Source organism: Vicinamibacterales bacterium, from assembly GCA_041659285.1.
Taxonomy (GTDB): Bacteria; Acidobacteriota; Vicinamibacteria; order Vicinamibacterales; family UBA2999; genus 12-FULL-67-14b.
In genome coordinates, this window is the sequence record JBAZYO010000010.1 from 35337 (window position 1) to 47381 (window position 12045).

A 12045-nucleotide genomic window follows, 5' to 3' on the forward strand; every position below is an offset into this window, starting at 1 on the left:
TCAGAAGTAGAACTTCAGCGCCAGCTGGATCTCCCGCTGGTCGCCAATCGAGCTGGTAATGCGCCCGAACGTGCCGAGGTTCGAGATGTTGGCGGCCGGGAAGCCGTAGTTCACCCAGTTGAATAGGTTGAACGTTTCCACGCGGAGCTCGGCGCGCTTCTCACCGCCGAACGCGATCGATCGGAAGATCGAGAGGTTCATCGACTTCGAGCCGGGCCCGCGCACGGTGTTGTTGGCGCAGTTGCCGTAGGTGCGCGTCGTGGTGGCGGCAAACGCCGCCGGATCCATCCATGAGGCCAGCGTCTGGTTGAAGCTGTCGGGCACCGCATCACCCACGCAGTTGGCGCGCGCGATGCGGCCGGGCCCGGTGCCCGCCTGATCGGTGGTGGTCACCGTGAAGGGGCGTCCGTCGCTCAGCGTCAGGATGCCGTTGACCGACCAGCCGCCGACAATGGCGCCGGCGACGCCGGCCGTGGCGAACCGGCGTCCCGGCCCGAAGGGCAGTTCGTAGATGAAGCTGGTGACCAGCCGGTGAGGGATGTCAAAGGCCAGCAGGCCGTAGTCCTTCTCCATGGCATACGTCGAGCCCGGAGCGTTGCCGACGGCGCCGCCGCCAGCGCTGAGGTGATCGAGAAAGTCGCCCTGCGCCTTGCTCCACGTGTAGGCCACGGTGTACGACAGCCCGCCGCTCATGCGCCGCTGCATCCGCGCCTGCAGCGCGTCGTAATCGGCGCGGCCGTTGGTCACGATCTGCTCGAGATAGGCGCTGCCGTAGCCGTACTGCGCGTACGGAAAGGTCACCGTGCCGCCCGAGATGATGCCCTCGTTGAGGTTGCGCAGCCGCCGGCCGTTGCGCGTGCGGTTGCCCACGTACTCGATGGCTCCCACCATGCTGCCGGCGAACTGGAACTCGGGACCGAAGCTGAACTGCCGCACGATGGGCGTGTCCTGGTTGGGATCCTGGATGCGCCACTGCACGATGGCCGGGTTCACGGTCGCCGGCGTGAGCGGGGTAAAGCCCTGCGCAAACGTGAAGGCCGGCGCGTCGTTCGCCGAGTTCGCGGTGATCGACGCATCCACCAGTTGCGGCAGGTTCAATCCGAGCTGGCTCTCGCTGCCGTAGCGGTCGGTCTGCTGGTAGAAGATGCCGAAGCCGCCGCGAACCACGAGGCGCGGCGACACGCTCCACGACACGCCCACGCGCGGAGCGATGTCGTTGCGGTCCGGGTGAACCAGGGCGCGATCGAACAGGCTGCCGTCCTTGGCGGTGAACACGCGCCCGGTCGCGGGTTCGATGTTGGTCAGCAGGTTCTGCTTGTCGAGCAGCGGCGTGAACATCTCGTAGCGCACGCCCGCCGTGACGGTGAGGTCCGATCGCACGCGCCAGCTGTCTTGCACGTAGAACTGCCAGCCGTTGGCGTAGAGATCAGGCTCGTGGAAGAGGGTCAGCCGCTGCGTGCTCGACAGGCCGAGCAGGAAGTCGCCAAGGCCGAAGCCGGTGTAGCGGCCGTCGTTGAAGCCCAGCTCGCCATTGAGCGAGCGCAGGTCAATGTAGTTGAGCAGGTCGCGGCGGAACTCGGCGCCGGCCTTCAGGGCGTGGCTGCCCTTCTGCCAGGTCAGGTTCTCCGACACCTGGAACACCTGCGAGTCCTGGAACTGCGGGCGGAAGAACGGGCCGCCCAGCCGCGCGAAGCGCGCGACTGGCATGTGCGGAAGGCCGCCGTAGAAACGGGGATCCTTGGGCACGCCCTTGATCCCGTATTCCGCGTTGGCATCAATGCCAAACGCCGGATGCACGACATCGGAACGCACCTTGTTGTACGACGCCCGCACTTCGTTGAACAGGCTGGAGCCGAACACGCGCGACCAGCCCGCCACCGCGCTCTGCCCGCGGTTCAGGATGTCGCTGGCGAAATCGCCGGAGGCGACCGGGTCGTCCAGCAGCGGCGGCTCGATGCGGTTGGTGTTCTGGAAGCTGTAACGGGCGAACACGTGATCGCGGCCCGCCGACAGGCTGTGGTCGACGCGGATGTCGAACTGATCGACGTCGTTGTTCAGGATGCCGTTGGAAATGAAGTTGTTGTTGAAGAAGCCGGTGCCGGGCACGTTGGGCGCCGGGTACAGGCCAATCAGCTTCGCCGCCACCGGGTCGATGCAGGAACGGTTGATGATCTTGTTCACCGCATCCACGCATCCCGCCGGCACGAACGGGTTGCTCGCCACCATGTTGCCGGTCAGCTCGCCCAGGTCGCCGGCCCGCATGCGCGCGGTGGGCACGGTCGCGGTTTGCGACAGGGCCCGCTCGGTCCGCGACGACTGGTAATCCCCGAAGAAAAACGTCTTGCCGCGCACCAGTGGGCCGCCGAAGGTGCCGCCGGCGATCAACTGGTTGAAGGGCCCCTTGGCGCGGCCGGCGCGGTTGTTGTCCCAGGTGTTGGCGTTCAGCGACTCGTCCCGGAGAAAGGCGAACAGCGAACCGCTGTACTTGTTGGTGCCCTGCTTGACCGAGGCGTTGATGACCGCGCCCGCTGCCTTGCCGAACTCCGCCGAGTAGGTGCGGGTCTGCACCTTGAATTCCGACAGCGCGTCAACCGGCGGCTGCACCACCTGCGGGCTGCGTTCCTGTAGGTTGGTGGAAAACGAATTGTTGTCGGCGCCGTCGAGCGTGTAGTTGTTCCAGGTGGCGTAGTTGCCGTTGGCGTTGAAGAAGGTGTCTTCGCCGCGGCTGGTGATGCCGGCCGGCGCCGCGACGACGCCCGGCGACAGGAAGGCCAGCTCGGAATACCGGCGGCCCAGCAGCGGCAGGTCGCGCACCTGGCGCGCATCGACGACGTTGCCGATGTCGGCGGACTGGGTCTGCAGCAGCTCGGCGCGGCCCGTCACCACCACTTCCTCGGTCAGCGCCCCCACGCTCAGCTGCAGGTCCACCTGCGTCCGTGATTGCACGCTCACGCGCACGCCGGGGCGCGCCGCGCGCCGGAAACCCTGGAGTTCGGCGGTCACGCTGTAGGTGCCGACGCGAAGCCCGGAAAATATGAACTCGCCGCGCGCGTTGGTCACCGACGTGGCCGACACGCCGGTGCCGTCCTGAATCGCGACCACGCTCACACCCGGCAGCACCGCGCCGCTGTCGTCAACCACCCGGCCGACGATGACGCCGGTGTCAATCTGGGCGAATGCGGACGCCGTGAAAACCAGGAGGAAGAGTACAGCCAGGGCAAGGCGAGCACGGTGCGTCATCGGGATGACTCCAGGGCCAATTAAAGACTGGCCCGGGCAGTATCCGGCCCGCCTCTGCCGATGTCAATCTCCCCCCCGCGCGGAGTGCAGTCGCCGGTGCGGGGTTACTTGCGAATGGCGTCGATGCTCCACTTGCCGGACCCGACCGCCGCGACGTACAGGAACAGGAAGCTGTAGAGCGCCGCCAGTTCACCGTTGTTGACGATGGGCCAGAAGCCGCTCGGGGCGTGGGCCTGGAAGTAGGCGACGGCCATCTCGCCGCTGGCAATGAAGGCGACCGGTCCGGTGAACAGGCCAAGGGCAATCATCGCGCCGCCCAGGACTTCGATCAGCCCGGCCAAGCCCATCTGTGACATCAGCTCCACCGGCGCGGTTCGCCCGAACCCGCCAAACAGCTTGGGGAGACCGTGCTGGAAGAAGAGAAAGCCGGCCGCGATGCGCAGCAGGGCGTAGATATGGGGGCGGAAGGGGGCGAGCAGCTTGTCCATGCAGGGCATACGCTGCCCGCCCGGCTTGTGCTTACTGCTCGCGCAACGCGATCATCGGATCAACCCGTGTCGTCCGCAGCGCCGGCAGCACGCTGGCGGCGACGCCGGCGATCATCAGCGTGGTTGCGGCCAGGGCAAACGACGGCACGTCGAACGGGCCCACGCCGTAGAGGATGCCCTGCATCGACCGCGCCAGCAGCGTGGCGGCCACCAGGCCGACGACGCCGCCAATGGCGACCAGGATCACGCTGCTCTTCACCACCAGCGTCACCGTATTGCCGCCCGACGCGCCGAGCGCCATGCGCAACCCGATCTCTTTCGTCCGCTGCGACACCGAGTACGACAGCACGCCGTAGATGCCGAGCGCGGCGAGCAGCAGCGCGGCCAGCGCGAACAGCGCCAGCAGCGTCGTGCTGAGGCGCGGCAGGAACACGGCGCGCGCGAGAATCTGGTCCATCGTGCTCAGCTCGTAGATCGGCTGCCCCGGATCGACATCCCAGATCACGCGCTGGATGGTGTTGGCCACCGTCATCGGGTCCTGGTTGGTCCGCGCCACCACCGCCATGCCGGCCGTCGGGCTCTGCTTCATCGGCAGGTAGACCTGCTTCTTCGGATCGGTGTCCAACCCCTGGTTGTGCACGTCGCCGACCACGCCCACCACCTCGCTCTTGCCGTGCGGGTTCTGGATGATCTGCCCCAGCGGGCTGCGATCCGGGAAGTACCGCCGCGCCATCGTCTCGTTGATCACGCTGGTGCGCGGGCCCACCTCGGCATCGCGCTCGTCGAGGAAGCGGCCCTCGAGCAGCTTGATCCGCATGGTCTCGAAGTAACCGGGCGCGACAATGCGGACGTCGGCGAGGGGATCTTCGGTGGGGGGCGGCTGCTGCCCTTCCACGTTGAACGGCAGCGCGCTGGCGGCGCCGACGTCGTGCAGCGGCATGGCCGACACCGCCGAGGCCGCGGTCACGCCGGGGGCGCGGCGCATCCGCTCGATCACGTCTTCGTAGAACCGCACCTGCGTCGCCCGCTGATACTTCGTGGTGGGCAGCAACACGCGCGCGGCAATCAGGTTGGTGGAGTCGAAGCCGGGGCTGACCTGCATCAGCTTGGAGAAGCTGCGCGTCATCAGTCCGGCGCCCACCAGCAGCACGAGCGCGAGGGCCACTTCGATCACCACGAGTCCGCTGAGCAGCCGGCGCGCGTACGGGCTGCCCGTCGATCCCGTGGATTCCTGCAGGTTGTCGCGCAGGTCCTGGCGCGAGGCGTGCAGCGCCGGCAACAGGCCGAAGGCAAGCGCCACGCCGATCGAGATCACGGTGGTGAACAGCAGGACGCCGCCATCGAGGTGGATTTGATCCATCCGCGGCATCTGGCCCTCGGGCAGCGTCGCGAGCAGCCGCAGTCCGCCGAAGGCGGCGAGCAGGCCGAACGCGCCGCCCGCCAACGACAGCAGCAGGCTCTCCGCGACGATCGGCTTGGCGACCTCCCATCGGCTCGCACCGAGCGCACCGCGCACCGCCATCTCGCGGCGACGGCTCGAGAGCCGCGCGAGGAGGAGGTTGGCCATGTTGGCGCAGACGATCAGCAGGAGGAAGCCGACGGCGCCCATCAGCACCATCAGCGCCGGCCGCGATGCGCCGACCAGTTGTTCGTGCGCCGCCACCACGCGGGCGCCCCAGCCGTCGTTGCTGTCTTTGAACTCGCTGGCGATGCGGCCGGCCAGCAAGCTCACTTCCTGCTGGGCCTGTTGCGGGGTGGCGCCCTGCGCGATGCGGCCGATCACCGTGAGCGAGCGCGCCCGGCGCGAGCGCCCGTGCATGTCCTTGGGATCGAACGCGAGCGGCGTCCACGCTTCCACCTTGGTCGCCGTCGGGAACTCGAACGACGGCGGCATCACGCCGACCACGGTGAACGGCACCGCGTCCATCTGGATGGTCTTGCCGATGATGCCGCGATCGGCGGCGAGCACGCGCGTCCAGAAGCCGTGGCTCAACACGACCACGCGATCGGCGCCGGGCACGGCTTCGTCGGCGGTGAACGTCCGCCCCAACGCGGCGTTGCTCTTGAGCACGTTGAACAGGTCCGGCGTCGCGCGCAGGCCGGGCAGGTTTTGCGGATCGCCGTTGCCCTTGTAGGAGAAGTCCACATGGCGATACGCAGCGAGCGACTCGAGGCTCGTGCTGTCGCGCTTCCAGTCTTCGAACGTCGGGATCGACACCGGCCCCTGGTTGCCGTCGGGGTTCACCTCCCACAGCACCGCGATCTTCTCAGGGTCCTCGTAGGGCAGCGGGTTGAGGACCACCGTCTTGATCACGCTGAAAATGGCGGTGTTGGCGCCAATGCCGAGAGCGAGCGTGAGCACCGACACCAGCACGAAGGTGGGCTGGCGGCGGAGAGTGCGGAAGGCGTAGGTGAAGGCGGCGGTCCAGTCGGCCATGGGGCGCATTGTAGTGGAGTCAGTCACTTACCTGTCCACCGAAGCGCCTGGCGCGAAGGTGGGGCGTCATTTGATCGACGGTGTCTCCGGGTACTCCGTCACAAAGTCACCGTAGAGCTTCTCGGCGCAATCCGGGCAGACGCCGTGCGAGAACTGCGCTTCGCTGTGCTCCTGGACGTAGCGTTCGATCTGCTGCCACTCGCCCACGTCCGTGCGCACGTGCTTGCAGCTGGCGCAAATCGGGATGATGCCGCGCAAGGCGCGCAGGTCCTGCGCCGCGCGGGTGGCGCGCTGTTCGGCCTCGCGCTCGCCGACGCGGGCCTCGGCTTCCTGGCGCCACGATTGCGACACCAGGTCCTGCAACGCGACCCGGCGGCGTACCGCGAGCACGCCGGCGAAGTTCACGAACAGCAGCACGACGATGTCGGCCGCCATGCCGGCGTCGGACGGCCCGTTCAGCCACACCACGCGGGCGGCGATGAGGAACGCCGACAACAGCAGCGGCGGGAGCACCTGCCTGGTCACGGTGTTCGGTACGGAGACGTACATGATGGCGAGGATCATCAGCATCGGCGCCAGCAGCAGGTTCGTGCCTCGCGGCCGCTGCAGTTGCAGCGCGACCAGGACGGCAACCGAGGCGAGGGCCGTTATGAATATGCCGCGCGACAACGCCCGGCGAGTGTCCGCGCCGCCCGTTAACCACAGTCCCATCACGGGCACGGCCACGGTCAGCACGCGGGTCAGCACCCGGCTTTCGATGCTGGTCTCCCCCGGCAGGATGCCGAGCAGGTCGAGGCCGGCAAAGAAGGCGACCGGAAACAGGATGGTCAGCAGCAGCAACCGGACGAGCCGGCGGTCGCTCTCGACGCGCAGCCCCTCGAGGGCGATCGGTTCAGCGGCCGCGGGCATGCTCATGGCTACCTGTTCAGGTTATGCCAGTCCGCCCTCGTCGGGATCGGGAATTGCATCTATAGATCCCGGGCTCGGGCGTCACATCGCCCGATGAATTGGGGTAACAACGTGATCGGGCACAAATACGCGGTAATCGTTCTCGTCGTGTCACTCGCCGGCTGCGCGAGCGGCCGGTTTGGCCCGCCGCCCGACACCAAGGCTCCGGACGGTCCCCACACGCTGAAGAAGTTGAGCGTGGCGGAGCGCCAACAGGTGCTCCAGCGTGCTCATGTGTGGCAATCCATCGATACCGGGTCGCTGAACCTGATCGCGGGCCCGGCGCTGCCGCCCGCCCTGCGCATTACGCCGCAGACCACGTGCACGTTTGTCTTTCCCGACAAGCCGCTCGGCGGCATGACGCCGAAGTTCCTGTGCGAGCTCAAAAAAGACGATGTGGTGAAGGTCAAGTATGGGGAGAAGAACGGCGAGGTCTACGCCGAGGTGGCGGCCAGCCGCCTGCTGTGGGCGTTGGGCTTCAGGGCGGATGTGATGTCGCCTGCCCGCGTGACCTGCCACGGTTGTCCGCCAGATCCGTTTGCCGTGAGTGCCGCCGACTGGCGGCGCGGCAGCTCGGCCGAAGGGGCGACGCGCGTCTTCGAGCCGACGGCGATCGAACGGCGCCTCGCGGGGTCACCCGTCGAGGTGCCGGGATACGAAGGCTGGGCGTGGCCCGAACTCGATCAGATTCGCGAGCGTGGCGGCGCCTCGCGCGCGCAGATCGACGCGTTCAAGCTGCTCGCCGTCTTCATCCAGCACTCGGATTCGAAGCCGGATCAGCAGGAAATTATCTGCGCCGAAGGGCAACGCCGCAGGGGCGCGGGCGGCAACGAGACGTGTGGGTCGGCGTGGCTGGTGATCAAGGACCTGGGCGGCTCGTTTGGCAAGGCCACTCGGTTCAACACCAGCAAGATGAAGCTGGAAGACTGGGACAGCGTCGGCATCTGGAAAGACGCCCGGCAGTGCATCGGCGACCTGCCGAGGTCGCTGACCGGCAGCCTGGAGGACCCGAAGATCAGCGAGGCGGGCCGCCGCTTCCTGTCGCGCCGGCTGTCGCAGCTGCGCGATCGGCAGATTCGCGACCTGTTCACGGTCTCGAACGTGGAGCAACGTGGAGAGACGATCACGGCTGCCGACGGGAGCAAGCGGAAGGTGACGGTGGACGACTGGGTGCGGGTGTTCAAGCGAAAGCGCGCGGAGATCGCCGCGGCGCGCTGCCAGGGATGATTGGGGTCAGGTCAAGAAAATCACAGTTGGGGATGATTGGGGGTCTGACCCCAATCATCCCCAACTGTGATTTTCTTGACCTGACCCCAATCATCCCTCGACCCCAATCATCCCTTTTGGAGGGCAGCCGCCATCTCCCGGTAGCGGCACAGCGCGTTCGCCAGCTGCATCTGCCGCGGCGTCCGGCACTCCGGCTCGAACAGCCGCGGCGACGCCACCAGGAACACCGCGCATCGCGCCCGTGACGTGGCCACGTTCAGCCGGTTGAGGCTGTAGAGAAACTCCATCCCTCGCGGCGCATCTTCCGGCCGCGACGTCGCCATCGAGTAGATGACCACCGCGCAGGTCTGCCCCTGGAACTTGTCCACTGTTCCAACTGGAACCGCGGGGCCCAACCGTTCCGCAATCCGATTCACCTGCGCGTTGAACGGCGCCACCACGCGGATGTCACCGGCCGTCAGCTGCCGCGCCGCGCCCTTCTCGTCAATCCACATCGATCCCGGCGCGAGCAGGTGCTCCACCAGCGCGGCCACGACCCCGACTTCCTCATCCGATGCGCTCTGGCAGCCGTCGTGATCGACCGGCACCATCCACAATTTCGACCCCGCGACCGCATCCACGCCGCTCAGGGCTTGCCGCTCGAGACCGGCCTTGGCCGTGAGCTTGCCTTCATAGAACAACTCCGACGTGAATTCCGTCAGCGTCGGCGACATGCGCCAGGTGATCGGCAGGAAGATGCCGCGATCGGGCGGCATGGTCCCGTGGTCGCCGAGCACATGCTGCAACGCCGACACGCCCACGCCGTCGGGGTGGCTGGCCTTTTCCGGCTGATCGAGCTGCTGCGGATCGCCCAGCAGCACCAGGCTGTTGGCCGCCTGGGACACGGCAAGCACGTTGGCCAGAGACACCTGCCCGGCTTCGTCCACGAACAGCACGTCGACCGCCGCCGCGAACTCCTCGCGTGCCCACATGAACGACGTGCCTCCGAACACGCTCACTTCGCCGCTGGTGATGGCCGCGAGCGCGGGCGGGTTGTCGTCGAACTCCACGATCGGCCCGGGCGTGTCGCTCATCTCGCCCGGCTTCGCGCCCACCTTCACCGGCCGCCTGGCGTTGGCCGCCTGCGCGATCACCTCGTCCAGCAGGTTGCGGATCACCTTGTGGCTGGTAGCCATCACGCCGACCTTCTTGCCCGCGGCCACCAGCGCGAGAATCATCCGCGCGCCGATGTAGGTCTTGCCGGCGCCCGGCGGTCCCTGGATGGCGAGCGTGGTCCGGTCGATGGCGGTCGCCATCCGGACCGCGAAGTCCTGCTCCGATTCGGTCGTGCCCTTCTCGAAGGCGCCCTCCCGCAACCGGGGTGGACGTCCGAACAGGAGCTGCGCGCCACAGTCGTCTGCGCCAGCCATCACGCGGTCCGCGAGCCGCATCACCGACTTCTGCAGGCCGTCGGTGGTGATCACGTCGCACGAGAAGGCCGCGGATGGATGCATCTCTGCCGCCTTCGGCCCCTTCTTGACGTCGAGCAATCGCACCACACGATCGTGCGCCACGATCTCGCCGAACGCGCTGTCGTCCTGGAGCTTCAGCTTGCCCTTGCGGCCGATCTCGATTTCCTGCGGTGGATAGGAATAGCGGTCGACGACGGAGCCGGTGGGTTTCTGGCTGTTGGCCCGCAAGACGACGTGCACACGTTCGACGAACGCGAGGCCAGCCACCGCGTCACGCTCGTCGAAGAGGTCCTCCTCGGGGAGCCCTTTCAGGCGGAAGTACTCCCACCATTCAGCGTTCACCTCGCGGCGATGCCAGTCGATCAGGTAGGCGAGCAGCCACTTCGGGTGATCCGCGTCGGCAGGGTCCGCGGCTTCGGCCGGGATGGTCGCGAGTATCCGCTTGCGGATGGCCACCGCCTGCTGCTGGACCTCGAAGACTGGCTTTTCGGCCTCGGTAGACTTCTCGGCAGGCCGCGGCACCATCACGCCCGCGGCTTCCCACTCCGCGCGCAGCGACTCGAGCCAATCCCGCAACGCCTCCGTCGAGCGGCAATCATCTTCGTTGTAGCCCTGCACGGCGTCGCGGATCTCGGTGGTGATGGCAGCGGGCGCGTTGGCATCCAACGCCAGCTCCACGGCCAGCAGCGGCTCGTGCACGTTCTTCAGCTCCACCCGCCGCGTGTAGCCGGAGTACTGCTCCAGCTTCTTGATCGAGTAGCTCTCCACACCCGCACGCACCGCTTGCCGGGCGATGGGATAGAGGTCCACGAACCGCTCCGCGCGCAGGAGCTGGTCGAGCTGCTCCCCGCGCGTGACGTACCGCCCCATCAGCTTCTTGAACGCGGTGGGCTCGTAGTGGTTGAAGTGGTAGACGTGCATGCCGGAGTCGGCGTCCCAGGCTTGCATGATGAGATCGATCACGGCCTCGAACGCGGCCTTCTCTTGCGCGTCATCGACCGCCCATCGAGCCAGGTAGGGCACCCCTTTAGGGGTGCCGAAATGAACGCCGAACAGGTACTCGCGGCCGCCCTCCCTGGCAAAGCGGGCTCCCTCCAAATCCAGAAACAGATCGCCGGGAGATGGCGGCGGCAGCCTGCGTAGCCCTTCGTTCTCTTTGACCTCCAGCCGCTCGTAGACGGCCTTCTTCTCGGTGCGCTGCTGATGCTGCACGCGCGCCTGATCGCCCAGCCGGTTGTAAGTCTCACGCGATCCGCGGGCGGGCTTGAACGTCACCGGCACCAGCATTTGGGCCACCGCGGTGAGCGTGCCGTACCCCTGCGCGGTGAGCTCCACCCGATGTGAGCGCCCCGCGCCGGCGATGTAAGAGAGGTGGTCGTCCTGGCGACGCCGCGCTTCGCATCGCCCCTCCCACACGCACACCGCGCACGCCTCCACCGGATCGGGGTAGTAGACCTCGAGCAGCGCCTCGTGCCCCTTCGCCACTTCCGCGCGCAGAGTGGCGAGCACCATGCGGTAGTAGGCGGCGTAGTCTTCGACCCGATACCGCTCCGACGCGATCGGCGTCACGACCTGGAACCACTCCGGCGTCTTGCCCTGGATCCTGCCCACCATGTCCGAGTAGGCCGAGAGCTGAAGGATGGTCCCGCCCTTCGTCTCCCTGGCGAGCTTGGTGTCCTGCACTTCGTAGGACCAGTCGCCGAGGTCGCTCTTCCGCTCGACTCGCAGCAAGACGTCGGCATAGCCCGCGATCAGATCCACCTTCGCCGAGGCTACGGTGGACAAGTCGAGCCTCGCCTGGACGATGACCTGCGCTCCCGCGCGCATCGCTTCGATCGTCAGCCGTGTCGAGTGCTCAGCGGTCGTGTCTTTCTCCGGCTTGGCGTTGACGATGGAGAGGCCCTGGGTGCGGAGGGTTTCCACATACGCGCGCTCGTGCTCATCGCCGTGCTGTCGGAGCATGGCGGCATACGGGTCCTCGTATCGCGGCTTGTCGAGCACCTTGCGTGCGGCGGCCAGATCGAGACCGGCGCGGTGGCGGCAGGAGAGAAAGTTGGCGAGATCTGAGGGAGAGAGGACGAGCGTGCCGTCAAGGATTCGCATCTGATGCGGTCAGTGTACTTGCCAACCGTGTCAGCCGAGGTCACGCAGCAACCGCAGGATGTTCGTCGGCCTCCCCGAGGCTCACCATCCAAGTGCGACAGGAGAGGTCACAGAAGCAGGAGGTCTGGCACCCACACACCAAAAGGGCGAT

6 protein-coding genes are annotated in these 12045 nt (G+C 67.0%); 1 reads left to right on the top strand and 5 read right to left on the bottom strand.

Annotated features, from left to right (window positions below; translation table 11 throughout):
- The 4 genes from WC815_16380 to WC815_16395 form a co-directional block, all read right to left on the bottom strand.
- Positions 1-3240, bottom strand: a complete 3240-nt coding sequence (locus WC815_16380; GenBank protein ID MFA5910360.1) for a TonB-dependent receptor — start codon at positions 3238-3240, stop codon at positions 1-3.
- A gap of 104 nt (positions 3241-3344) precedes the next feature.
- Positions 3345-3728, bottom strand: a complete 384-nt coding sequence (locus tag WC815_16385; GenBank protein ID MFA5910361.1) for a DoxX family protein — start codon at positions 3726-3728, stop codon at positions 3345-3347.
- A gap of 31 nt (positions 3729-3759) precedes the next feature.
- A complete protein-coding gene (locus WC815_16390) occupies positions 3760-6165 on the bottom strand; it encodes an ABC transporter permease (GenBank protein ID MFA5910362.1) in 2406 nt (801 codons plus the stop codon).
- A gap of 66 nt (positions 6166-6231) precedes the next feature.
- Positions 6232-7080 carry a hypothetical protein gene (locus WC815_16395; GenBank protein MFA5910363.1) on the bottom strand — a complete coding sequence of 283 codons (849 nt, stop codon included), beginning with the start codon at positions 7078-7080 and terminating at the stop codon, positions 6232-6234.
- A 105-nt stretch (positions 7081-7185) separates the two neighbouring features.
- Here WC815_16395 and WC815_16400 point away from each other — a divergent pair, with 105 nt between their 5' ends.
- On the top strand, positions 7186-8340 hold the full coding sequence (locus WC815_16400) for a hypothetical protein (GenBank protein MFA5910364.1): 1155 nt from the start codon (positions 7186-7188) through the stop codon (positions 8338-8340).
- A 107-nt stretch (positions 8341-8447) separates the two neighbouring features.
- Here the strand turns inward: WC815_16400 and WC815_16405 are convergent, their stop codons facing one another.
- The gene (locus tag WC815_16405; GenBank protein ID MFA5910365.1) at positions 8448-11894 is read right to left on the bottom strand and encodes a TM0106 family RecB-like putative nuclease; all 3447 of its coding nucleotides are present in this window, start codon (positions 11892-11894) and stop codon (positions 8448-8450) included.
- Positions 11895-12045: the final 151 nt, after the last annotated feature.

Bases quoted from the DNA above. Each gene is read 5' to 3' on its own strand.
- WC815_16385 (MFA5910361.1), bottom strand. From the start codon at position 3,728: ATGGACAAGCTGCTCGCCCCCTTCCGCCCCCATATCTACGCCCTGCTG.
- WC815_16405 (MFA5910365.1), bottom strand. From the start codon at position 11,894: ATGCGAATCCTTGACGGCACGCTCGTCCTCTCTCCCTCAGATCTCGCC.
- WC815_16390 (MFA5910362.1), bottom strand. From the start codon at position 6,165: ATGGCCGACTGGACCGCCGCCTTCACCTACGCCTTCCGCACTCTCCGC.
- WC815_16380 (MFA5910360.1), bottom strand. From the start codon at position 3,240: ATGACGCACCGTGCTCGCCTTGCCCTGGCTGTACTCTTCCTCCTGGTT.
- WC815_16395 (MFA5910363.1), bottom strand. From the start codon at position 7,080: ATGAGCATGCCCGCGGCCGCTGAACCGATCGCCCTCGAGGGGCTGCGC.